The 22,774-nt window shown below is 60.9% G+C and carries 19 protein-coding genes; 10 read left to right on the top strand and 9 right to left on the bottom strand.

Translation table 11 applies throughout. The features are described 5' to 3' along the window. Entirely contained in the window at window positions 1–1,332 is a 1,332-nt protein-coding gene (locus ACR6A7_RS14775; RefSeq protein ID WP_434125688.1) for an MFS transporter, read from the bottom strand. A 395-nt stretch (window positions 1,333–1,727) separates the two neighbouring features. Between ACR6A7_RS14775 and rpiB the strand changes: the two genes are divergently transcribed. The 4 genes from rpiB (at window position 1,728) to ampH (ending at window position 6,802) form a co-directional block, all read left to right on the top strand. Next, window positions 1,728–2,192, top strand: coding sequence for a ribose 5-phosphate isomerase B (gene rpiB, locus ACR6A7_RS14770; RefSeq protein WP_033753755.1), 465 nt, complete (start codon window positions 1,728–1,730; stop codon window positions 2,190–2,192). Between the two features lie 276 nt (window positions 2,193–2,468). Beyond that, complete coding sequence (tal, locus tag ACR6A7_RS14765; protein ID WP_216491448.1) at window positions 2,469–3,419, top strand: transaldolase; 951 nt, start codon at window positions 2,469–2,471, stop codon at window positions 3,417–3,419. A gap of 68 nt (window positions 3,420–3,487) precedes the next feature. Next, window positions 3,488–5,488: a transketolase gene (tkt, locus tag ACR6A7_RS14760; protein WP_434125686.1), complete on the top strand. Its 2,001-nt coding sequence runs from the start codon at window positions 3,488–3,490 to the stop codon at window positions 5,486–5,488. Between the two features lie 144 nt (window positions 5,489–5,632). Further along, window positions 5,633–6,802, top strand: coding sequence for a D-alanyl-D-alanine-carboxypeptidase/endopeptidase AmpH (gene ampH / locus ACR6A7_RS14755; RefSeq protein WP_434125685.1), 1,170 nt, complete (start codon window positions 5,633–5,635; stop codon window positions 6,800–6,802). Here ampH and ACR6A7_RS14750 read toward each other — a convergent pair. From ACR6A7_RS14750 to ACR6A7_RS14735, 4 genes are all read right to left on the bottom strand, one after another. Beyond that, complete coding sequence (locus ACR6A7_RS14750; RefSeq protein ID WP_434125684.1) at window positions 6,799–7,860, bottom strand: DUF1176 domain-containing protein; 1,062 nt, start codon at window positions 7,858–7,860, stop codon at window positions 6,799–6,801. The two genes, ampH and ACR6A7_RS14750, sit on opposite strands and share 4 nt — an antisense overlap. 235 nt (window positions 7,861–8,095) lie before the next feature. Continuing rightward, window positions 8,096–8,674: a GDP-mannose pyrophosphatase NudK gene (gene nudK / locus ACR6A7_RS14745; protein WP_434125683.1), complete on the bottom strand. Its 579-nt coding sequence runs from the start codon at window positions 8,672–8,674 to the stop codon at window positions 8,096–8,098. Between the two features lie 125 nt (window positions 8,675–8,799). Further along, entirely contained in the window at window positions 8,800–10,293 is a 1,494-nt protein-coding gene (gene ansP, locus ACR6A7_RS14740) for an L-asparagine permease (RefSeq protein WP_434125682.1), read from the bottom strand. A 274-nt stretch (window positions 10,294–10,567) separates the two neighbouring features. After that, on the bottom strand, window positions 10,568–10,840 hold the full coding sequence (locus tag ACR6A7_RS14735) for a YdgH/BhsA/McbA-like domain containing protein (protein WP_434125681.1): 273 nt from the start codon (window positions 10,838–10,840) through the stop codon (window positions 10,568–10,570). Between the two features lie 256 nt (window positions 10,841–11,096). On the opposite strand from ACR6A7_RS14735, the gene narQ reads away from it, so the two are divergent. The 3 genes from narQ to acrD all read left to right on the top strand — a co-directional run bounded on the left by narQ (window position 11,097) and on the right by acrD (window position 16,782). Next, complete coding sequence (gene narQ / locus ACR6A7_RS14730) at window positions 11,097–12,785, top strand: nitrate/nitrite two-component system sensor histidine kinase NarQ (RefSeq protein WP_434125680.1); 1,689 nt, start codon at window positions 11,097–11,099, stop codon at window positions 12,783–12,785. A gap of 77 nt (window positions 12,786–12,862) precedes the next feature. Continuing rightward, on the top strand, window positions 12,863–13,495 hold the full coding sequence (locus ACR6A7_RS14725) for a response regulator (RefSeq protein WP_434125678.1): 633 nt from the start codon (window positions 12,863–12,865) through the stop codon (window positions 13,493–13,495). Window positions 13,496–13,665: 170 nt separating this feature from the next. Beyond that, window positions 13,666–16,782, top strand: coding sequence for a multidrug efflux RND transporter permease AcrD (acrD, locus tag ACR6A7_RS14720; protein ID WP_434125677.1), 3,117 nt, complete (start codon window positions 13,666–13,668; stop codon window positions 16,780–16,782). Between the two features lie 97 nt (window positions 16,783–16,879). Here acrD and ypfM read toward each other — a convergent pair whose 3' ends face one another. Next, window positions 16,880–16,942 (bottom strand): protein YpfM, encoded by a 63-nt coding sequence (gene ypfM / locus ACR6A7_RS14715; protein ID WP_434125731.1) that lies wholly within the window; start codon window positions 16,940–16,942, stop codon window positions 16,880–16,882. A gap of 380 nt (window positions 16,943–17,322) precedes the next feature. On the opposite strand from ypfM, the gene ACR6A7_RS14710 reads away from it, so the two are divergent. The 3 genes from ACR6A7_RS14710 to ACR6A7_RS14700 are packed head-to-tail and all read left to right on the top strand — an operon-like array spanning window position 17,323 to window position 19,032. Beyond that, entirely contained in the window at window positions 17,323–17,691 is a 369-nt protein-coding gene (locus ACR6A7_RS14710; protein ID WP_434125675.1) for an ArsC family reductase, read from the top strand. A gap of 1 nt (window position 17,692) precedes the next feature. Next, the gene (dapE, locus tag ACR6A7_RS14705; protein WP_434125673.1) at window positions 17,693–18,820 is read left to right on the top strand and encodes a succinyl-diaminopimelate desuccinylase; all 1,128 of its coding nucleotides are present in this window, start codon (window positions 17,693–17,695) and stop codon (window positions 18,818–18,820) included. Between the two features lie 23 nt (window positions 18,821–18,843). After that, window positions 18,844–19,032: a YpfN family protein gene (locus ACR6A7_RS14700; protein WP_434125671.1), complete on the top strand. Its 189-nt coding sequence runs from the start codon at window positions 18,844–18,846 to the stop codon at window positions 19,030–19,032. Between the two features lie 57 nt (window positions 19,033–19,089). On the opposite strand, the gene ypfH is transcribed toward ACR6A7_RS14700, so the two are convergent. The 3 genes from ypfH to ypfJ form a co-directional block, all read right to left on the bottom strand. Next, entirely contained in the window at window positions 19,090–19,773 is a 684-nt protein-coding gene (ypfH, locus tag ACR6A7_RS14695; RefSeq protein WP_434125670.1) for an esterase, read from the bottom strand. Window positions 19,774–19,846: 73 nt separating this feature from the next. Next, the gene (locus tag ACR6A7_RS14690; protein WP_434125669.1) at window positions 19,847–21,817 is read right to left on the bottom strand and encodes a tRNA(Met) cytidine acetyltransferase TmcA; all 1,971 of its coding nucleotides are present in this window, start codon (window positions 21,815–21,817) and stop codon (window positions 19,847–19,849) included. After that, complete coding sequence (ypfJ, locus tag ACR6A7_RS14685; protein ID WP_434125667.1) at window positions 21,817–22,677, bottom strand: KPN_02809 family neutral zinc metallopeptidase; 861 nt, start codon at window positions 22,675–22,677, stop codon at window positions 21,817–21,819. Before ypfJ ends, ACR6A7_RS14690 begins: the two co-directional genes overlap by 1 nt. Between the last annotated feature and the right edge of the window lie 97 nt (window positions 22,678–22,774).

Genomic DNA, 22,774 nt, shown 5'->3' with positions numbered 1-22,774 from the left:
TTAATGCTCCTGAGCAAGTGAGGAGGCCAGCGGTTCAGCGCGGCGGCGGTTCAGCAGCAGCATCAGCAGGGCTGACAGCAGCATAAAGCCGCCCACCACCATCATCGGCAGCGTGTAACTTTGCGTGGCGTCGTGCAGCGCGCCGGTGATGTAGCCCGCCGAAAAGCCCGCCACGTTGCCGAGCGTATTGATCAGGGCGATGGCGGCGGCGGCCGAGGCGCCGGAGAGAAACTGCGTCGGTAGGGTCCAGAAGTTGGGCAGCGCGGCAAAGATAGAGCTGGCGGTAACGGCGATAACCAGCATGGTGCTGAGCGGCGAGTTCATAAAGAGCGCCAGCGGCACGCTGATGCCGCCCGCTAGCGCAGGCAGCGCGATATGCCAGGTTTTACAGCCGCGGCGCGAGGCGTCGCGCGACCAGAAAAACATCACTACGGCCGCCACCAGATAGGGCGCGCCGGTGATCAGCCCTTTTTGCATCACGTTAAAGGTGGTGCCGAACTGCTGCTGAAAGCCGCCGATAATGGTCGGCAGGAAAAAGGCGAGCGCGTAAAGGCCATAGATAAAGCCGAAGTAGATCAGGCAGAGCAGCCAGACGCGACCGTTGCCCAGCACGGTGCGCACGCCAGGATGCGCGTTTTGCTTGGCGGCGTGCTCGCTCTCCAGCTCGCGTGTCAGCCACTGTTTCTCTTCCCCAGTAAGCCAGCGCGCGTCGCGCGGCGCATCCACCAGCCAAAATAACGTCACGAAGCCGATCAGGATGGCGGGCACCGATACGCCGATAAACATCAGACGCCAGCCCTCCATGCCAAACAGGCCATGCTGCTCGATCATGCCTGCCGCCAGCGGCGCGCCGAATACCACAGTCAGCGGCTGGGCCAGGTAGAACAGCGAAAGGATTTTGCTGCGATGGCGTGCTGGCACCCACAGGCTGAGATAGAGGATCGCGCCGGGAAAGAAGCCCGCCTCCGCAATGCCAAGCAGCAGGCGCAGCGTATAGAGGCCCTCGACGCTGCTTACCCAAGCGAACAGCAGCGACACCACGCCCCAGCTCACCATAATGCGTGCCAGCCATTTGCGCGCGCCGAAGCGGTGCAGCGCAAGATTGCTCGGCACCTCCAGCAGGATATAGCCAATAAAAAAGATGCCCGAGGCGAGCCCAAACTGCGCGGCGCTTAGCCCCAGATCCTGCGTCATGCCGTTCGGCCCGGCGAAGGAAATGGCGGTACGGTCGAGAAAGTTGATAAAGAACATCAGCGCCACGAACGGCACCAGTCGCCAGGAGATTTTGCGAATGGTGGACTGTTCGATCTGCGCCTGCGTCTGTTGCGTCATTTTGCGCCTCCACAGCGCGACAAAGCGCGCTGGTTTCCTGGTAAGCGCGCCGCAGGGCGCGCAGTCGGGTCGGTAAGTGTCATGGCAGTCACCTCGAAGGATCTTATTGTTGCTGCCTGCCTGAACAAATGAACACTAAACGATTAAATGAACATCCCTCAAGCGCAGTTTGCAAAAATGTGATCGCTCTCAAATGAAACGTTTTTCCACAACATTTAAGAAAAATGCCCGACAGGCTGCCGTCTTACAGCGGTTAGCGGCACGCTACCCTCGCCTGATCCGCTAAAAAACAAATGAAACATACTTGAACATATGAACAAAAGTATGGCAGGCTGAAATCGAGCATCACTTTCTGCCCGGCTTGCGGGCCCTGTTAAATACCTGGAGAAAACCGGATGAGCACCATTGCGATTGGCGCCGATGACGCGGCGCTGGAACTGAAAAACCTGATCAAACGCCACCTTGAATCGCTGCACTACGAAGTGGTGGATTACAGCAACGATGCGCGCCAGGACCTGCCAATTTATCCCGATATCGCCTGGAGCCTGGCGAACGCCATCAGCGACGGCAAGTTCGCCCGCGGCATTCTGGTGTGCGGCACCGGTATCGGTATGGCGATCGTCGCCAACAAGGTGCCGGGCATTCGCGCGGCGCAGTGCCACGACACCTACTCCGCCGAACGCGCGCGCAAAAGCAATAATGCGCAGGTGATGACGCTGGGCGCGCGCGTCGTCGGGCCGGAACTGGCGAAATCGATCGTCAACGCCTGGCTGGCGTCGGAGTTTGAAGGCGGCGGATCGACGGAAAAAGTGGAAAAGATCGGCTTTTACGAACAGACGGCGCAAAACGCCTGCCGCTAAAACACCTGACCGGGCGGAAAGTGCGGTTAACCCGGCAGAACTCGTCAGTTCTGCTAACCTTTGTGATGCGCGATTTTCGCCCCCCGGCTCGCTGACAGGATGTTGCAGCACGCTCTCCCTGTTTGACATCACGCTGTTTTCGCCGCGCGGGGCCCCGATGAGTTCAACCCATCGCAATAATCAGAAAAAGAGTATTTTCATCATCGAACGCCTGATGCACTGTGTTGCAGGGTGAAATCATTTGCAATAAAGAATTGCTCATCAAGGAGTTAAAAGATGAACCAGCTAGAGGCACTAAAACAGTTCACCACCGTCGTGGCGGACAGCGGCGATATCGAATCCATTCGCAACTACCATCCTGAAGATGCGACCACCAACCCTTCCCTGATCCTGAAAGCGGCCGGCCTCGAAGGCTACAAGCACCTGATCGACGACGCTATCGACTATGCGAAAAAGCAGGGCGGCAGCAAAGAGACGCAGATTATCAACGCCAGCGATAAAGTCGCCATTAACCTCGGTATGGAGATCCTGAAAAGCGTACCGGGCCGTGTTTCGACCGAAGTAGATGCGCGCCTCTCTTTCGATCGTGGCATGTGCGTGACCAAAGCGGAAAAACTGGTTCGCCTGTATGAAGAGCACGGCATCGACCGCTCGCGCATTCTGATCAAGCTGGCCTCCACCTGGGAAGGCATCAAGGCGGCCGAGGAGCTGGAGAAAAACGGCATCCACTGCAACCTGACGCTGCTCTTCTCTTTCGCCCAGGCACGCGCCTGCGCCGAAGCGGGCGTCTTCCTGATTTCGCCGTTCGTTGGCCGTATCTACGACTGGTACAACAGCCGCAAGCCGCTTGACCCGTATGTGGTTGACGAAGATCCCGGCGTGAAATCGGTGCGTCGCATCTACGACTACTACAAAAAGCACCGTTACAGCACCATCATCATGGGCGCAAGCTTCCGTAAAGTTGAGCAGATCATCGCGCTGGCGGGCTGCGACCGCCTGACCATCTCTCCGAACCTGCTGGAAGAGCTGCAGAACAGCGACGCGCCGGTTGAGCGCAAGCTGGAACCGTCAACCGAAGGTTTCCATCAGCCTGCGCCGCTCTCCGAAGCGGAGTTCCGCTGGGAGCATAACCAGGATCCGATGGCGGTCGAAAAACTTTCCGACGGCATCCGTCAGTTTGCCGTCGATCAGCAGAAACTCGAAGACGTGCTGGCCGCGCGCCTGTAGTTTTTGCCTGTTTAATATTGTCGGGCGGGTCTCCCGCCCGCACTTCTGCTCAACGAAGGGAGAACCCTATGTCACCACGCAGAGAGCTGGCGAACGCGATTCGTGCGTTAAGTATGGATGCGGTACAAAAAGCGAACTCAGGTCACCCGGGCATGCCGATGGGCATGGCGGATATCGCCGAAGTGCTGTGGCGCGACTACCTGAAACATAACCCGACTAACCCTGCATGGGCAGACCGCGACCGTTTTATTCTCTCCAACGGTCACGGCTCGATGCTGCTCTATAGCCTGCTGCACCTCACCGGCTACGATTTGCCGATGGAAGAGCTGAAGAACTTCCGTCAGCTGCACTCTAAAACGCCGGGCCACCCGGAAATCGGCTATACGCCGGGCGTCGAAACCACCACAGGTCCGCTGGGACAGGGGCTGGCCAACGCCGTGGGGCTGGCGATCGCCGAACGCACGCTGGGCGCGCAGTTTAACCGTCCGGGTCACGATATCGTCGACCACTTCACCTATGTGTTTATGGGCGACGGCTGCCTGATGGAGGGGATCTCCCACGAAGTCTGCTCGCTGGCGGGCACGCTCGGCCTCGGCAAGCTGATCGGCTTCTATGATCATAACGGCATCTCTATCGACGGCGAAACCGAAGGCTGGTTTACCGACGATACCCATAAGCGTTTTGAAGCCTACAACTGGCACGTTGTCGGCGAGATCGACGGCCACGACGCCGAGGCGGTGAGCCGCGCGATTAAAGAGGCGCAGAGCGTCACCGACAAGCCGTCGCTGATTATCTGCCGCACCGTTATCGGTTTCGGTTCGCCGAACAAAGCCGGTAAAGAGGAGTCGCACGGCGCGGCGCTGGGCGACGCGGAAGTGGCGCTGGCGCGTAAAGAGCTGGGCTGGACCTCGCCGCCGTTTGAAATCCCGCAGGAGATTTATCAGCAGTGGGACGCCAAAGAGGCCGGTGCCGAGCGCGAGCGCGCCTGGAACGACAAGCTGGCCGCCTATAAGCAGGCGCATCCCGAGCTGGCTGAAGAGTACCAGCGCCGCATGAACGGCGAAATGCCGTCAACGTGGGAGAGCGAAACCCACAAGTTCATTACCGACCTGCAGGCTAACTCGCAGAAAATCGCCAGCCGTAAAGCGTCGCAAAATACGCTGGAGCATATCGGCTCGCTGCTGCCCGAGCTGCTGGGTGGATCGGCGGACCTCGCGCCGAGCAACCTTACCATCTGGTCAGGGTCGAAGCCGATTAAAGAAGATGCGGCGGGCAACTATATTCACTACGGCGTGCGCGAGTTCGGTATGACCGCCATCGCCAACGGCATCGCCCATCACGGCGGCTTTGTGCCCTACACCGCCACCTTCCTGATGTTTGTGGAGTATGCGCGCAACGCCGCGCGTATGGCGGCGCTGATGAAAGCGCGGCAGATTATGGTCTATACCCATGACTCCATCGGCCTGGGCGAAGATGGTCCGACGCACCAGCCGGTGGAACAGCTCGCCAGCCTGCGCCTGACGCCGAACTTTAGCACCTGGCGTCCCTGCGACCAGGTTGAGACGGCGGTGGCGTGGAAAGCCGCCATTGAACGCCATCACGGCCCAACCGCGCTGATCCTGTCGCGCCAGAACCTGCTGCAGCCGGAACGCAGTGCGGCGCAGGTTGAGAATATCGCGCGCGGCGGCTACGTGCTGAAGGAGTGCGACGGCACGCCGGATATTATCCTGATTGCCACCGGCTCCGAAGTGGAGATCACGCTGGGCGCGGCGGAGAAGCTGACGGCCGACGGCCATAAAGTGCGCGTGGTGTCGCTGCCGAGCACCGACGTGTTCGACAAGCAGGATATCGCTTATCGCGAATCGGTGCTGCCGTCGACGGTGCGCGCGCGCGTCGCGGTTGAGGCGGGCATCGCCGACTACTGGTACAAATATGTCGGCATCGACGGCAAAATCGTCGGCATGACCACCTTTGGCGAATCCGCGCCGGCAGGCAAACTCTTCCCTGCCTTCGGCTTCACCGTGGAAAATGTGGTGGCGCAGGCGGAGTCGTTACTCAAGCCAGCGTAATGCTTCAGGCCCTTCCTCCTCTGCGGGAAGGGCCGCTCTCTCACAGCCTGAAACAGAAAAAAATCCCTTTCGCCCCCTTCACCGCTTGCATAAACCCATTACTATAGGATCTTTCCTTTATCCCTTTCGCTGGATGCTTTTCCGTTGAAAAAACGTACACCCTGGTTACTCGCCTTAATGGTTTCGCTGATGCCATTCGCAGGCAAGGCGCAGATCGCGCCCGATCCGCTGCTCTCGTCCCAGATCGTCGATCGCTACGCTGAACACATTTTTTACGGCAGCGGGGCCACCGGCATGGCGCTGGTCGCTATCGATGGCAACCAGCGGGTTTTCGCCAGCTTTGGCGAAACGCGCCCTGGTAATAACGTGCGGCCGCAGAAAGATTCTCTGATCCGCATCGCCTCGCTCAGTAAGCTGCTAACCAGCGAAGTGATGGTGAAGATGGCGGAGCGCGGGCAAATTCGCCTTGACGATCCGCTGAGCAAATATGCACCGGCGGGCGCGCGCGTGCCGAGCTACGCCGGACAGCCGATTCGCCTGATCAACCTGTCCACCCACACCAGCGGCCTGCCGCGCGAGCAGCCCGGCGGCAAGCCGCATCGCCCGGTGTTTGTCTGGCCGACGCGCAGCGACCGCTGGCAGTGGCTGGCCGGCGCGAAGCTAAAAGCCGCGCCAGGCACCGACGCCTCCTATTCAAATCTGGGCTACGACCTGCTGGGCGATGCGCTGGCGCGCGCCGCCGGCATGCCCTACCCGGCACTGCTCCAGCAGCTGATCACCCGCCCGCTCGGCATGAAAGACACCACCTTTACGCCGTCGCCTGAACAGTGCGATCGCCTGATGGTGGCGGAGAAAGGCGCCAGCCCCTGCAACAATACGCTGGCGGCGATCGGCAGCGGCGGCGTCTACTCGACGCCGGACGATATGGGCCGCTGGATGCAGCAGTTCCTCGACTCCGCCATCAGCCCGCGTTCGCCGCAGGTGGATCGTATGCAGACGCTGATCTATCGCCGCGATCAGCTGGCGAAGGTAGAAGGCATGGACGTGCCGGGCAGAGCCGACGCGATTGGCATGGGCTGGGTCTATATGGGGCCGAAAAACGGTCGCCCCGGCATTATTCAGAAAACCGGCGGCGGCGGCGGCTTCATCACCTACATGGCGATGGTGCCGCAGAATAACGTCGGGGTCTTTGTGGTGGTCACCCGCTCGCCGCTGACGCGCTTTACCGCCATGAGCGACGGCGTTAACGATATGCTGGCGGAGCTGGTCGGCAACCAGAACGGCTCGCCGATGATGGTGCAGGCGATTCGCTAAGGCGCAGGCGGCGGCTGAGAGACCCACAGGGTTGGCCAGTCGTCGCTGCTGTGCCAGGCATCGCAGGTAGACTCTTCGGCATATTCCGCCAGCGTGAAGTCGGTGCCGTTAAAGCGCCAGCGCGTGGCGGCACCGCAGTCGCCCAGCCCGCGTCCTTTGCTGAAGGTGTAGAGCTGGCCGGTACTGGCGTCATAGTCGGCGTTGATCAGCTCCAGCTGACGTTCGCCGCGCGGCGGCGTAAACGGCAGCGTCAGGGTGATGCCGCGTGCGACATAGGGTGCGGCGCGCGTCACTTCGAACGCCAGATCGATCACGTTATAGGCGCCCATCTCGCAGCTCACCATCAGCAGCGCTTTGCTGTCGGTCAGCGGCGCAACGTTGACTTCGCGCCGCATCGGGTCGAGCGAGCAGGCGTCGCTGTTAAGCCGCCAGGTACCGTAATCGAGCAGCCCGCTGGTTTCCTCGCGCGTCAGTGCGGCAGGCGGCGCGCCCATCTCGGGCAGCTGCGGCAGCGGCGGCTGGGGCGGCACATCCCACAGCGCGCGCGAACCGCGTTTTATCCATGCGCTCATGCCGTTGACCCTGCCCTGCACGTCGTCCACCAGCAGCAGCGCCGCTTTCAGACCATGCAGCGAAATAGCCGCCTGTCCGTTATAGGTGAGCTGGATCGCGTCCGCGTCGAGAATTTGCGCAAGAAATTCGTCAATGGCGATAGCGTTGCTGGTGGCGAGGTGGTGCGGCTCGACCGTCCAGTGTTTGAAGTCGGGACGGAGACGGCGCTGATCGAGCAGTAAATTATCCTGCAGCGGCCCGCCGGGCAGCTCGCCGCTGTAGGCGCTACCGTAGTCGATACGCAGCAGCGGGCGATCGTTGACGCCAGCATGGCGCGCGATAGTCATGACCAGTCCTTTGTCGCCGGGTATATTACGCGCCACGCAGAACGCGGCGTTATTGCAGGTCACCTGCCAGTCGGAAAATGACTTTTGCAGTGGATCGGCTTTAACGCAGGCAATGAAAAAGAATGGCAATACCAGCAGTGACTTCGTCCAGGTCGGCATCAGGAAAAACGGTCCCCAAAATCTCAGAGTGGAGATGATAGCGCAACGGCCGGACATCAGGTGGACCTAAACTGTGACCACCTCCGGAAAGCGCACTTAACTGCTGAAAAACCATACGATAATGCGATACGGCGCCACAGAAATCACCATTTTCATCATCAAGAGCGCACGGATTTATCTCAATCGGATTTATCGGACAATGCGCGTCGCCCTGCCCCACGCGTCATCTCCCTCCTCAGGCCCTGAGCCAGCCCGCCAGCTGGGCATGCTGCAGCAGCATAATGGTTTTGCCATCCCGGATACGGCCATCCTTCACCATCGCCAGCGCCTCCGGGAAGGGGATTTCCAGCACGTCGATATCCTCATCCTCTACGCCGCCGCCGGCGTTATCGCGCAGCGACTCGTTATATTCAGCGGCGAAAAAGTGAATCAGCTCGGTAACGCCACCCGGCGACATATAGGCTTCATAGAGTTTTTCTACCTCGCCCACCGCATAGCCCGTCTCTTCAATCGCCTCTTTGCGAATGCAGACTTCCGGCGTGTCGTTATCCAGCAGCCCGGCGCAGGCCTCAATCAGCATGCCGCTGGCGTTGCCGTTGACGTAAGTGGCGATACGAAACTGGCGGATCAGCACGACGCTGTTTTTCTCGCGGTTATAGAGCAGGATAGTGGCGCCGTTGCCACGGTCATACACTTCGCGCTTGTGGCGCACCACCTCGCCGCTTTTAGTGGCGAGCTCGTAGGTGAAGTTGCGCAGGATAAAGTAGTTTTCGGAGAGAAGTTTGTCTTTGATGATATTGATCTTGAACGACATGATGGCTCCACTGCCGATTTAGGGGAGCCTGCCATCATAGGGGGAAGCGCGCGGGAAAACTATAAGCGGCGGGAATAAAAAAGCCTGCCGCTAGCCGGCAGGCTTTTCAGCACGGACGTCTGCGCTTAGCGCGCGGCGTCATCCGCCAGCGCGTGCGGCTTTTCGTCGTGCAGGTCATCGTGCTCGGTCTGCGCGACCGCGGCCACGCGCTTGCGCACGCCGAACCAGCCCAGCACCAGAATCACCGCCAGAACCGGGATAGCAGCGATGGTGTAGGTGCCGTTCGGGTAATCGAACGCCATCAGCACCAGCACGCTCAGCAGGAACAGCAGCGTCAGCCAGGAGGTGACCGGCGCGCCCGGCAGCTTAAAGCTGACGTCGTCTGCTTTGCCTTCCTTGATCGCTTTGCGCAGACGCATCTGGCAGATCACAATAAAGCCCCATGAGGCGATAATGCCCAGCGATGCGACGTTCAGCACGATCTCGAAGACCTGCGAAGGCACGTAGTAGTTAAGCACCACGCCGATGACATAGACCGCGATGGTGACCAGAATACCGGCGTAAGGCACCTGCTGGCCGTTCATTTTCGCCATGAACTTCGGTGCCGAACCGCCCATCGCCATTGAACGCAGAATACGGCCGGTAGAGTAGAGGCCGGAATTCAGACTGGAGAGCGCCGCGCTGAGCACCACGATGTTCATGATGCTGCCGACGTAAGGCACGCCCAGCTTCGAGAAGAAGGTCACGAACGGGCTCTGGCCCGCCTGATAGGCGTTCCACGGCAGCAGCAGCACCAGCAGCACCACCGAACCGACGTAAAACAGGCCGATTCGCCAGATCACGCTGTTGATCGCTTTCGGCAGCATGGTTTCCGGATCTTTACACTCGCCTGCGGCGGTGCCCACCAGTTCGATAGACGCGAAGGCGAACACCACGCCCTGCACCAGCACCAGCGCCGGCAGCAGACCGTGCGGGAACAGGCCGCCGTTGTCGGTCACTAAGTGAAAGCCAGTGGCGTTGCCGTCCAGCGGTTTGCCGGTGCCGAGAAACACCACGCCCACGACCAGAAAGATGACGATCGCCAGCACTTTCACCAGTGCGAACCAGAACTCCATCTCAGCAAACCACTTCACGCCGATCATGTTCATGGTGCCGACAATGGCCAGCGCGCCGAGCGCGAAGACCCACTGCGGTACATCGCCGAACGCGCCCCAGTAGTGCATATAGAGCGCGACGGCGGTGATGTCGACAATGCCGGTCATCGCCCAGTTGACGAAGTACATCCAGCCCGCAACGTAGGCCGCTTTTTCTCCAAGGAATTCGCGCGCGTAAGAAACAAAGCTGCCGCTGGAGGGGCGGTGCAGCACCAGTTCGCCCAGCGCCCGCAGAATAAAGAACGAGAAGATGCCGCACACCAGATAGATTAACGCCAGCGCCGGTCCCGCCGCCTGCAGCCGTCCGCCTGCGCCGAGGAACAGGCCGGTGCCGATGGCGCCACCGATGGCAATCATCTGCACGTGACGATTGCCCATCGCCTTGTGGTAGCCGGTGTCATGTGAGTTCAGCCAGCGTCTTTTCGCAGCACGCATTTCGGCTGCGGTTTTCTTAGTAGATTTCATAGCCTTCCTGTTTGTCCTGACCATCAATCACGGCGATCACAAACGATTGCGTACGCCATGCGAAATGGGGTAATCACCCTGTTATCTGCCTGTGAGTTATTAGTAAAAAGGCAGGGGAAATTACGGCGATGAATCCTACCCGTTCTGCGTGAACGAAGCAAAAGATACCGGCGAGGCGCACAAAGTGTTTTGTAATAATCGGGTTTATTGCACAAAAAAACCGGCCACTGGCAGGCCGGTGAAAGCTACAGGGATGGAAGGGTATGGCTGAGGGTTAGCGATAAATCTCTGCGGTGCCGCGCCACAGGCTGGAGTCGCCCGGGTTTTCGACGCCGATAACTCGGTAATGGCTGGCGCCCATCTCTTCCGCTTTTTGCGACAGCTGACGCGTGGCGTCATCCAGCGAGCCGCGCGCGTTGGAAACGGAAACGCTGCCGAGGCTTTGCAGACCCTGCGCCTGGTCCTGATCGACCGGCGTGGCCGCCAGCGTAGTGAACGAAGCGGTTGCCAACAGGGCGCCAGCCAGAATAACAATACCTTTTTTCATAGCATGCTCCTTCGAGGGGGGTTGCAGGTAGCTCGTTTAATTCTGTTTAGAATTATTAGCGCCGTAATGAAAATCTACATCTGGCCGATGTAAACCTGTCTGCTTTTTAAAACGCTGCTTCGCATGCTCTCTTGGGTTATGTCAGCAGAGTTCATTTTTTGTGCAGTCTGTAACCCAGCGTGTCGATTCCTGTATGACCCTGGCAGCTTTTTCTCCTCTCCTTTATAATGCCCGCACCAAAAACAGGGATATTGCCGTGATTGTAAAACGTTCCGTGACCCGCAGTATCGCCCAGGCGCTAAGCGCTATTGTGCTGCTGGCGCTGCTGACCACCGGGCTGGCGCTGATGACCCTCTCCAGCAGCCTGCGCGACGCCGAGGCGATCAACCTGGCAGGTTCGCTACGCATGCAGAGTTACCGGCTGGCCTGGGACAGCGCCAGCGCACCGCAGCAGCTTGGACTGCATCTGCTGGAATATGAAGAGACGCTCAATAAACCTGCGCTGCGCGACCTCGATCGTCCCTGGGTACCGCAGGAGGTCGTTAACCGCTATCGCCATCTGCGTACCGCCTGGCCCGTGCTGCAACAGCAGCTTCAGCGCGGCGAGGCAGCGCTTTATCAACAGCAGGTGGCGAACTACGTCGGCGAGATCGATCGTTTTGTCATGGGGCTACAGCGCTACAGCGAAAGAAAAATGGAGCTGGTGGCGGCCAGCAGCCTGCTGGGCGTGGTATTGATTGTGGCGCTGGCGCTGGGCACGATTCGCTTCAGCCGTCGTCAGGTAGTGCGTCCGCTCAACGCGCTGGTCACCGCCAGCCGCTACGTTGAAAGCGGCAACTTCGCCTTTCCGCCGCTGGTGGTGGAGCAGAATAACGAACTGGGGGTGCTGGCGCAGACCTTTAGCGCCATGGCGGCGCGTCTGCATTCGCACCATCAGGCGCTGGCCAGCGCGGTAGAAGAGAAGACGCGCGATTTACAGGAGGCAAACCGCACGCTGTCGCTGCTGTATGAAAGCTCGCAGATGCTGACCGCCCGACCGCTCAATGCGGCGCTGTTTGAAAGCGTGATGGCGCAGGTGCGCGAGCGCGAAAACCTGCGCGCGCTGGTGCTGGAGAGCGAGCATGGCCGCTTCAGCGTCGGGGAAAGCGACGCGGCGCTAAGCTGGCATGGCGTCACGCTGCAGCAGGATGACGAACAGGCCGGCGCGCTGCGCTGGCAAAGCGATCGGCCGCGGCCGCGTCAGGCGTTAATGCAGAGCCTGGGCAATATGCTGTCGCGCGCCGTCTGGATCTGGCAGACGCAAAAGCAGGTTCAGCAGATGCTGTTAATCGAAGAGCGCGCCACTATCGCCCGCGAGCTGCACGACTCCCTGGCGCAGGCGCTCTCTTTTATGCGTATTCAGTTTACGCTGCTGCGCCGTACGCTCGGCCCCGCCAGCGCGGAGGCGCAAAGCATTATCGCCGACATCGACCGCACGCTTTCCGACGCCTATCGCCAGCTGCGCGAACTGCTGGCGACCTTCCGCCTGACCATTGAGCAGGCCGATCTGGTGGCGGCGATGCAGGCGATGATCGCTTCGTTGCAGGAGCAGGTTACGGCTAAAATTAGCTTCAGCTTCCAGCCTGGGCTGGAAACGCTGGAGGCGCAGCAGCAGGTTCATCTGCTGCAGATTGCCCGTGAGGCGGTGTTGAACGCCATTCGCCACGCCGATGCCGCCACCATCAGCGTACGCTATGAACGCAATGCGGAAGGTGAGCATTTACTTACAGTGACGGATGACGGCGTTGGCATCGCCAGCACCGAGGAGCCGCAGGGCCACTACGGCCTGACCACTATGTCGGAGCGCGCCGCGCGGCTGGCGGGCGAGCTTAAAATTCAGGCGCAGGCGCGCGGCACGCAGGTCACGCTGCGTTTTCCGCCGCGGCCCGCCGCGCCGCTGACGTAACGAGCATCGCGTTGAGGCGCAACGCTTCTTATCAACCTTTTCAGACGCGCGTTTTCGCGTTTTCGCCGGGAGTCAATATGCAACAATCTACGCTGACGGTCATGATTGTCGACGACCATCCGCTAATGCGCCGCGGTATTCGCCAGCTGCTGGCGCTGGAGCCTCGGCTGGAGGTCATTGCCGAAGCGAACAACGGCACCGAAGCGCTGGCCGAGGCGCGTCGCCTGGCGCCAGATATCATCCTGCTCGATCTCAATATGAAGGGCATGTCGGGACTCGATACGCTGAAGGCGCTGCGCCATGAAGGGATCAGTTCGCGCATTTTGATCTTTACCGTGTCCGATGCGCGCAGCGATATCGATGCGATGGTCGATGCCGGCGCGGACGGCTATCTGCTCAAAGACAGCGATCCGGAACTGCTGCCCGGTCAAATTCTGCAGGCGGCAAGCGGCGAGAAAATTTTCAGCGACGCGGTGCGCGATTATCTAGCCACGCGCCAGCACAGCGCCAGTCCGTTTCGCCAGCTCACCGAGCGCGAGCGCGATGTGCTGCAGGAGGTAGCGCGCGGCCTGTCGAATAAAGAGATCGCCGCCGCGCTGCATATCTCGGAAGAGACGGTAAAAGTGCATATCCGCAATCTGCTGAAAAAACTCGACGTGCGCTCGCGCGTTGCCGCAACCGTCATGTGGCTGGAAAACCGCCATAGCTGACCTGACAGGGGTTTTACACTTTCTCCACATTTTCTCCACGATTTCCTAATTTGCAGCACGTAGAGTAAGTTTCAGCGAAAGAGTGACTTTTCCCTGCCCGCACGGCCCGCGCAAAGCGCGGGCCGCATTCAGATAATAAACGTGAAACGCTGCTGAGGAGTGTCGATTCGATGTCGAATTTTTTCATCGACCGTCCCGTTTTTGCCTGGGTGCTGGCGATTTTAATCAGCCTGTGCGGCACGCTGGCGATTATTTCCCTGCCCATTGAGCAGTATCCCGACCTGGCGCCCCCAAACGTGCGCATCACCGCCAATTATCCGGGCGCCTCGGCCGAAACGCTGGAAAACACCGTCACGCAGGTTATCGAGCAGAACATGACCGGTATCGACAATCTGATGTATATGTCGTCCAACAGCAGCAATACCGGCCAGGCGCAGATCACCCTCACCTTCTCGGCTGGCACCAACCCCGACGAAGCGCGCCAGCAGGTGCAGAACCAGCTGCAGTCGGCGCTGCGCAAGCTGCCGCAGGCGGTGCAGTCGCAGGGCGTGACGGTCAATAAAACCGGCGACAGCAATATCCTGATGATCGCCTTCGTCTCTACCGACGGCAGCATGGATAAACAGGATATTGCCGACTACGTCGCCAGTAATATTCAGGATCCGCTGAGCCGCATCGACGGTGTCGGCCAGGTCGACGCTTACGGCTCGCAGTATGCGATGCGTATCTGGCTCGATCCCGCCAGGCTTATTGCTTACTCGCTGACCACCGACGACGTGGTAAGCGCCATTGAGGCGCAAAACGCGCAGGTCGCCGTCGGTCAGGTCGGCGGCCTGCCCTCGGTGGACAAGCAGGCGCTGAACGCCACGGTCAATGCGCAGTCGCTGCTGCAGACGCCGGAACAGTTCAAGGCCATTACCCTGAAGACCAATCCCGACGGCTCGGTGGTGACGCTGAGCGACGTGGCGCAGGTGGCGCTGGGCGCGGAGAAATATGATTACCTGAGCCGCTATAACGGCCAGCCAGCGTCGGGCCTGGGCATCAAGCTCGCCTCCGGCGCCAACGAAATGAACACCGATAAGCTGGTGCGTCAGCGCGTGGAAGAGCTGTCGCACTTTTTCCCGCACGGGCTGGAGGCCAAAATCGCCTATGAAACCACGCCCTTTGTCAAAGCCTCGATTACCGACGTGGTGAAAACCCTGCTGGAAGCGATCGTGCTGGTATTCGGCGTAATGTATCTGTTTATGCAGAATTTTCGCGCCACGCTGATCCCGACTATCGCCGTGCCGGTGGTGCTGCTCGGCACCTTTTCCGTGCTCTACGCCTGCGGCTTCAGCATCAATACCCTTACCATGTTCGCTATGGTGCTTGCTATCGGCCTGCTGGTGGACGACGCCATCGTGGTGGTGGAGAACGTCGAGCGAATTATGAGCGAGGAAGGCCTCTCGCCGCGCGCGGCGACGCGTAAGTCGATGGGGCAAATTCAGGGCGCGCTGGTGGGGATCGCGCTGGTGCTGTCGGCGGTTTTCGTGCCGATGGCCTTCTTCGGCGGCACGGTCGGCGCGATCTACCGTCAGTTTTCCATTACCATCGTCTCGGCGATGGTGCTGTCGGTGCTGGTGGCGATGATCCTGACGCCTGCCCTGTGCGCCACGCTGCTGAAGCCGCTGGCGCAGGGAGAACATCACGGCCGCCGCGGCTTTTTCGGCTGGTTCAACCGCCACTTCAACCGCAACGCCGACCGCTACGAGCGCGGCGTCGCGCGCATTCTGCGCAAAGGCGGTCGCTGGCTGCTGCTCTACCTTGCGATTATCGGCCTGATGGCATTTCTGTTTATCCGTCTGCCCACCTCGTTTCTGCCGCTTGAGGATCGCGGCGTTTTTCTGACGCAGGTGCAGCTGCCGCCGGGCGCAACGCTGCAGCAAACCTCCGACGTGGTGGCGAAGGTTGAGCGCTACTATATGACCCAGGAGAAAGAGAACGTGCTGTCGGTGTTCTCTACTATCGGCGCGGGACCGGGCGGCAACGGTCAGAACGTGGCGCGCCTGTTCGTGCGCCTGAAAGACTGGGAGGCGCGCCCCGGCGCCGATCGCACCTCTTTCGCCATTATCGAACGCGCCACCAAAGCCTTTCGCGATATTAAAGAGGGACGCGTTATCGCCAGCAGCCCACCCGCGATTACCGGCATGGGCAGCTCCTCTGGTTTTGATCTGGAGCTGCAGGATCACGCCGGCATCGGCCATACCCAGCTGATGGCGATGCGCGATAAGCTGCTGGAGATGGCAGAGGCGGATCCGGCGCTATCGCGTGTGCGCCACAACGGCCTGGACGACAGCCCGCAGCTGCAGATCGATGTCGATCAGCGTAAAGCGCAGGCGCTGGGCGTCTCGATCGACACCATCAACGATACTCTTACCACCGCGTGGGGCTCGACCTACGTTAACGACTTCCTTGACCGGGGACGGGTGAAAAAGGTCTACGTTCAGGCCGCGCCCGCTTTCCGCATGCTGCCGGACGACATCAATAAGTGGTACGTACGCAACAGCAGCGGCGGCATGGTGCCCTTCTCCGCCTTCGCCACCAGCCGCTGGGAGACCGGCTCGCCGCGCCTGGAGCGCTATAACGGCTACTCGTCGATTGAGATTGTCGGCGAGGCGGCGCAGGGCGTCAGCAGCGGCGCGGCGATGGACGCCATGGAGCGCCTGGTGGCGCAGCTGCCGCTCGGCGTCGGCTTCCAGTGGACCGGCGCCTCTTATCAGGAGCGGCTGTCGGGCTCGCAGGCGCCCGCGCTTTATGCGATTTCGCTGCTGGTGGTGTTTCTCTGCCTGGCGGCGCTCTATGAGAGCTGGTCGATTCCCTTCTCGGTGATGCTGGTAGTGCCGCTCGGCGTGGTCGGTGCGCTGGTCGCCACCTGGCTGCGCGGGCTGGAGAACGACGTCTACTTCCAGGTGGGGCTGCTAACGGTGGTGGGCCTGTCGGCGAAGAACGCCATTCTGATTGTGGAGTTCGCCAACGAGATCAACAGCAAAGGCGGCGAACTGGTCGGGGCGACGCTCGCCGCCTCGCGTCAGCGTCTGCGCCCGATCCTGATGACCTCGCTGGCCTTTATCTTCGGCGTGCTGCCGATGGCCATCAGCGCGGGCGCCGGTTCCGGCAGCCAGCACGCGGTCGGCACCGGCGTGATGGGCGGCATGATCTCCGCTACCCTGCTGGCGATCTTCTTTGTGCCGCTGTTCTTCGTACTGGTGCGCCGCCGCTTCCCGCTCAAGGCTAAGCCGCATGACTGAGTGAAAAAGTAAAGGCAGCCACCGAAGTGGCTGCCTTATTGCTATGTGTGGTCAGAATCAGAGCAAGGGGGAGATGTCCTGCCTTTTCCGCCGCGCGTTACTTGTTGCGTAACATCGCCGCGATAAATTCTTTCCAGTTCCCCATTTCGGTGTCAATCATATAAACCCTCTCTTATTGTGCTGACGATTTTACGCATAAATTTTCGCCATGTGAATACGGTTACACCTGTTTTCATTATCGGCAGCGTCGATTAATTACTGTAATTTTTCTTTCTGCTAGCTGACGCATATTTCAGCAACCTGTTATAAATGCGAAAGAAAGGGGGAAATATCTGGACCAGCCGGTCTGGATGCGCACTAAGATAATTCTTAACGTGATCATGATAAACCGCGTGACAGTAACCATTAAAATGAAAGCGGTTACTAAGACAAATCCTAATGATTTTATTCCAGTTATTTATTCGCTTTTCTGTTTACACTGCTCAGCGCCCCGGCTCTCTGTGTTAAACTGGCCGCCTCATTTTCAGACGAGGAATCCTGATGACAGCGCAGTGGGTGATGTACGGCATAAAAAATTGCGACACCATAAAAAAAGCGCGCCGCTATTTAGAAGCCGCCGACATCAAGGTTGAATTCCATGACTACCGCGCCAGCGGGCTGTGCGATGCGCTGCTGTCACAGCTTATCGATCGGTCCGGCTATCAGACGCTGCTTAACATGCGCGGTACCACCTGGCGCAAGCTGACGGACGCCGAACGCGACGCCGTTATCGATGCTGAGAGCGCTAAAGCGCTCATGCTGGCGCACCCCGCGGTCATCAAGCGGCCCGTACTGCGCGCGCCGGACGGCGCGCAGCTTGTCGGCTTCAGCGAAGCCGCTTACCAGGCGTTTATCCAGGAGAAGTCATAATATGTTCTGTCCTGTAATCGAACTGGCGCAGCAGCTTATCCGCCGCCCTTCGCTCAGCCCGGATGACGCGGGCTGTCAGGCGCTGCTGATTGCGCGTCTGCAGGCGATTGGCTTTCAGGTCGAGCCGATGCTTATCGACGACACGCTCAATTTCTGGGCGACGCGCGGTCAGGGCGAAACCCTGGCCTTCGCGGGCCATACCGACGTGGTGCCGCCGGGCGACGCCAGCCGCTGGATCAACCCTCCTTTCGAACCCACGATTCGCGACGGCATGCTGTTTGGCCGCGGTGCGGCGGACATGAAAGGTTCGCTGGCGGCGATGGTGGTGGCGGCGGAGCGCTTTGTCGCCGCGCACCCTAACCATAAAGGCCGCCTGGCGTTTTTGATCACCTCTGACGAAGAGGCGAGCGCCAAAAACGGTACGGTAAAAGTGGTCGAGCGTCTGATGGCGCGTAATGAGCGCGTGGATTACTGCCTGGTAGGCGAGCCGTCCAGTACCGAAGTGGTCGGCGACGTGGTGAAAAACGGCCGTCGCGGCTCGATGACCGCGAACCTGACCATCCACGGCGTGCAGGGTCATGTCGCCTATCCGCATCTGGCGGATAATCCGGTACATCGCGCCATGCCGGCGCTCAACGCGCTGGTCGCCACCGAGTGGGACAGCGGTAACGCCTTTTTCCCGCCCACCAGCATGCAGATTGCTAACGTGCAGGCGGGCACCGGCAGCAACAACGTCATCCCGGGCGAATTCTTCGTGCAGTTTAATTTCCGCTTCAGCACCGAACTCACCGATCAGATGATTAAAGATCGCGTGGCGGCGCTGCTCGACAGCTACCAGCTGCGCTATACGCTGGAGTGGAACGTTTCCGGTCAGCCCTTTCTGACCTCGCGCGGCAGGCTGGTCGACGCCGTTATCAGGGCAGTCTCGCACTATAATGAAATTAAGCCGCAGCTATTGACCACTGGCGGCACCTCAGACGGGCGGTTTATCGCGCGAATGGGCGCGCAGGTGGTGGAGCTTGGCCCGGTGAATGCCACCATTCACAAAATCAATGAGTGCGTGAAGGCAGCCGATCTGCAGACGCTGAGCCGCATGTATCAGCGCATTATGGAACAGCTGGTCGCCTGATCGCGATCGAGAGGAGCAGGCAAATGGAATTTATTAAAGATTACTGGTGGATCCTTGTGATCCTGTTGCTGGTCGGCGTGTTGATGAACGTTTACAAAGATCTGAAGCGCATCGATCATAAAAAATTTATGGCGAACAAGCCCGACCTGCCGCCGCATCGCGACTTTAACGATAAATGGGACGATGACGACAACTGGCCTAAGAAGAAGTAACCGGCCCTTTTCGTCGCGTCACCGTCCTGCAACGCCCTCGCCTGCGCGAGGGCGTTTTTACATCATCATGATGACGTCGTCGTCGCCAGGTTTCGCGCCGCTCAGCGCCTCATCGAAGTAGCGCTTCGGCACGGTGTAGTGCAGATGCTTCAGCGCCAGCGCCATGCTGCGGTCATCGACCGCGTGCGGCAGATCTTCAACGATATCGAGCGTCACGTCGCCGCCCAGCGCGGTCAGCCGTTGCGCCGCCTGTTCGGCGTGCTGCACCGGTATCTGTTCGTCATACTCGCCGTGGATCAGATGGATAGTGGTGCGCGTCGAGGCGTGCTCCGGCAGCGTCGCATAGCGGCCGCTAAACGCCACGACCCGGCCCGCCAGATCTGGCTGCGCCTTTATGCCCTCCAGCACCATGGTGCTGCCCTGCGAAAAGCCCACCAGTGCGGTCGCGTTGGCGCGCACGCCGCTTTGCGCCTGCCAGTGCCGCACTGAATCGACGAACTGCGGCAGCACGGCGTTAACCCGCTGCTGCTCGCTCTGATCGTGCTGGACGGTTTCGCTGAACCAGTAGTGGCCCGGCGACGGGGCGCCTACTGCCACCACCTGCGCCTGCGGGAACTCGCGCGCGAACCAGCTGCCCAGCTGCGCCATAGAGTGAGGATTGTCGCCGACGCCGTGATAGAGCAGGAACAGCTGTTGCGCTTCCGCGCTCGGCTGCTGAACAATAACGTATTGCAGTGTCATAGTGACCTCCTTTAATCACTATACGCCGCCCTGCGCAGAGCGCTATTGGGAAAATTTGAACAAGTTGGTGGATTTATTCTACTTGCCGACGCAGCTGTTCAGCGCGCGCCGCGTCCACCGTCATCAGGACGGCGCCGGTTTCAAGGCGCAGCCGGGCGATTAGCGCCTTGCGTCCGGTCAACCCGGCCTGCCGCGCCAGCGCGCCGGGCTCCGCTTCCGGCCGCAGCACAGCCTGCAGCAGCGGCGGCACAGCGACGCTGGCGGCGAGCCGGGATAGCACCGGCAGGCTCGCCTCCAGCGGCCGCTGCGCCCAGGCGAATCCCGCCGCCAGCCGGGCATCTTCATCAGTAAAGGTCAGCGGTGCCTCCGGCAGCGCGATCGACTCGGCAACCTGCAGGCGCAGCTGCGGCCAGTCGCGCGCCAGCTGCGTCGCGGCGCGCTGCTGTAGCGCCCGGCCTGCGGGCGTCAGCGCCAGAATCGCCATCGCCGCATAGCAGCCGCTGCTTGCTTCGCGCTGGGTGCCGATACGCGCCAGGCTAAAGCCGCAGGCGCGCCAGAAGGCCCACAGCGCCTCGGTGTAGCCGAAGCTGACCGAAAGAAAATCCACGTCCCGCTGACGCCGGGCGGCAGCGACTAACCCCAGGCCGACCCCCTGCCTGCGCTGCTCCGCCGCCACCGCGATACGGCTGATACGTCTGGAGCGCAGCGTCGCCGCCTCGACCAATCCGGCGTGCGCCGCCAGCGACTGCGCCACCAGATTGCCGCGCGGACGGCGTCTGCCCGCCCAGACCGCCTGCGCCAGCTCGGGCGTCAAACCGCCCTCCTCAACCAGCCAGAGCGCGCCCTGCAGCGCGGGCGCTTCGCCGCTCAGCCACAGGGTCATGCCAGGCGCATCCATTAAGCGTCGCAGATCGAGCGGCGAGGTGCGGTAGTGAGCGCTGGCCAGCAGGCGATACGCGGCCGCCGGCAGCGCGGGATCGCGCCGCCAGGCGTCGTCAGGCATCCGACGCGGCGCGCCGACCGAAGCGCGCGGCGCGGGCGCGGCATCCTCAAACAGCAGCGCCTGATTAAGCCAGGCCTCCAGCGGATCGTGCCGCGACCAGCGCAGCGGCTCATCCAGCGTAAAGTAACGCACCTGCTCCAGCGCGGCGCAAAACTTCAGGATAAAGCCGCGGCCGGTGCCTTCGTAGCCCTGCACCGTGGTGGTCAGCAGCACGCGCGGGAAGCGCGCGACCAGCTGCGTCAGGATAGGCGCCGGGATCGCCGCGGCCTCGTCGACGATTAGCCAGTCGACAGCGGGCAGATCCGGCTGGGCGAGAATGGCGTCGGGCGCCATAAAGTGAAAGTGGTGCTGCGCGAAGCGCGTCAGCACGTCGGTGGCGGCTTTCGCCGGGGCGGTGATCAGCGCGCGCGGGATCTGCCGCGCCAGCATGCCCGCCAGCGCCGATTTGCCGCGTCCGCGCGGCGCGGTCAGCACCGCGACGCCTGACGTCATCGTCAGCAGCTGATGAACAATCGCCTGCTGCTGCTCCGGTGCCCGGCACTGCCAGCGCGGCAGCGGCGCCAGCGGCAAGATACGCGGCGGCGCCTCCTGACGCAGCAGCGCCACGGCGGGATCGGCGAGCAAACTCGCCTGCAGATGACGCACAAAGTGCGGCGTCGGAAGCGGTTCGGCGACGTCGGCCCAGCGCAGGCTGTCCTCGTCAGGCTGTTGCGCCCAGCGCGGCCACGTTGGCGTCAGCAGCAGCAGCCAGCTTCCGGCGCGCAGCGTGCCCGCCAGGGCGGCGAACGCCTCGGCGTGGAAACCGCGGCGCGCGTCGAAAATAGCATGGGTGAATTCGCGGCCAAGCAGCGTGCGCAGCGCCGACGGCGCGCAGTGCGGCAGCCCCTCAACTGGCGCGTCGCCCACGACCAGCCAGTCGCCAGGCAAGGCGGCGCGCCACTCGGCGGCGCGCGCCAGAGACCATTCTGCCTCGCCGCTGATGACGCAAAGCCGCCTGATGCCTGCCTGCTGCATCTGACGGCTGAGCTGTTCAGGCGACATCAGTTAGCGGCGAAGGTGTTGCACTGTCCCGGATCGCCGCTGTCGAATCCGCGTTTAAACCAGGTGTAGCGCTGCTCCGAGGTGCCGTGGGTAAAGCTGTCGGGCACCACGCGTCCCTGACTGCGCTGCTGCAGACGGTCATCGCCGATCGCCCGCGCCGCATCCAGCGCCTGCTGCAGGTCGCCGGTTTCCAGCCAGTTATCTTTGCTGACATAGTGGCCCCAGACGCCGGCAAAGCAGTCCGCCTGCAACTCCATTTTTACCGACAGATGGTTGATTTGCGTCTGGCTTGCGCCCTGCTGCATTTCACGCACTTTCGGTTCAATGCCGAGCAGATTCTGCACGTGGTGTCCCACCTCATGCGCCACTACGTAGCCCTGCGCAAATTCGCCGCCCGCACCGAGCTTGTTTTTCATCTCATCGTAGAAGGAGAGGTCGATATAGACGCGACGATCCGCCGGGCAGTAGAAGGGACCCATCGCCGTCTGGCCGGTGCCGCAGCGGGTCTGGGTTGCGCCGCGATACATCACCAGCGTTGGCGCGGTGTACTCTTTGCCCATCTGCTGGAACAGTTTGCTCCAGGTATCTTCCGTGGAGGCCAGGATAACGCGGGTGAATTTCGCCGCTTCGTCATCATTGGCGCTGACGCGCTGCTGCTGGCTGGTGGGAGCAACGTCGCCGCCGGTCAGCAGTCCCGTCAGGTCATAACCGTAATAGCCAGCAACCGCGACCACGACTAACAGAATAATGCCGCCCTTTCCGCGTGGAATACGAATCTGACGTCCGCCGCCACCGTAAGCTGGGCTCTGATCTCGACGGTCTTCTACATTGTCGCTCTCGCGACGTCCTTGCCAGCGCATACACTGCTCCTGATTAAGATAGTTTCCCGTGATTTTAGTTGCGCGAGGAGACAACTACCAGCCTTGCGGCCAAATGAAAAAAGGAGAGTCGCGGCTC

Source organism: Pantoea phyllosphaerae (genome assembly GCF_051025595.1).
Taxonomy (GTDB): domain Bacteria; phylum Pseudomonadota; class Gammaproteobacteria; order Enterobacterales; family Enterobacteriaceae; genus Pantoea.
This window is presented reverse-complemented; position numbering and strand designations above follow the sequence as displayed.

Bases quoted from the DNA above. Each gene is read 5' to 3' on its own strand.
- ACR6A7_RS14775 (WP_434125688.1), bottom strand. From the start codon at position 1,332: ATGACGCAACAGACGCAGGCGCAGATCGAACAGTCCACCATTCGCAAA.
- rpiB (WP_033753755.1), top strand. From the start codon at position 1,728: ATGAGCACCATTGCGATTGGCGCCGATGACGCGGCGCTGGAACTGAAA.
- tal (WP_216491448.1), top strand. From the start codon at position 2,469: ATGAACCAGCTAGAGGCACTAAAACAGTTCACCACCGTCGTGGCGGAC.
- tkt (WP_434125686.1), top strand. From the start codon at position 3,488: ATGTCACCACGCAGAGAGCTGGCGAACGCGATTCGTGCGTTAAGTATG.
- ACR6A7_RS14750 (WP_434125684.1), bottom strand. From the start codon at position 7,860: ATGCCGACCTGGACGAAGTCACTGCTGGTATTGCCATTCTTTTTCATT.
- nudK (WP_434125683.1), bottom strand. From the start codon at position 8,674: ATGTCGTTCAAGATCAATATCATCAAAGACAAACTTCTCTCCGAAAAC.
- ansP (WP_434125682.1), bottom strand. From the start codon at position 10,293: ATGAAATCTACTAAGAAAACCGCAGCCGAAATGCGTGCTGCGAAAAGA.
- ACR6A7_RS14735 (WP_434125681.1), bottom strand. From the start codon at position 10,840: ATGAAAAAAGGTATTGTTATTCTGGCTGGCGCCCTGTTGGCAACCGCT.
- ACR6A7_RS14725 (WP_434125678.1), top strand. From the start codon at position 12,863: ATGCAACAATCTACGCTGACGGTCATGATTGTCGACGACCATCCGCTA.
- acrD (WP_434125677.1), top strand. From the start codon at position 13,666: ATGTCGAATTTTTTCATCGACCGTCCCGTTTTTGCCTGGGTGCTGGCG.
- ACR6A7_RS14710 (WP_434125675.1), top strand. From the start codon at position 17,323: ATGACAGCGCAGTGGGTGATGTACGGCATAAAAAATTGCGACACCATA.
- dapE (WP_434125673.1), top strand. From the start codon at position 17,693: ATGTTCTGTCCTGTAATCGAACTGGCGCAGCAGCTTATCCGCCGCCCT.
- ACR6A7_RS14700 (WP_434125671.1), top strand. From the start codon at position 18,844: ATGGAATTTATTAAAGATTACTGGTGGATCCTTGTGATCCTGTTGCTG.
- ypfH (WP_434125670.1), bottom strand. From the start codon at position 19,773: ATGACACTGCAATACGTTATTGTTCAGCAGCCGAGCGCGGAAGCGCAA.
- ACR6A7_RS14690 (WP_434125669.1), bottom strand. From the start codon at position 21,817: ATGTCGCCTGAACAGCTCAGCCGTCAGATGCAGCAGGCAGGCATCAGG.
- ypfJ (WP_434125667.1), bottom strand. From the start codon at position 22,677: ATGCGCTGGCAAGGACGTCGCGAGAGCGACAATGTAGAAGACCGTCGA.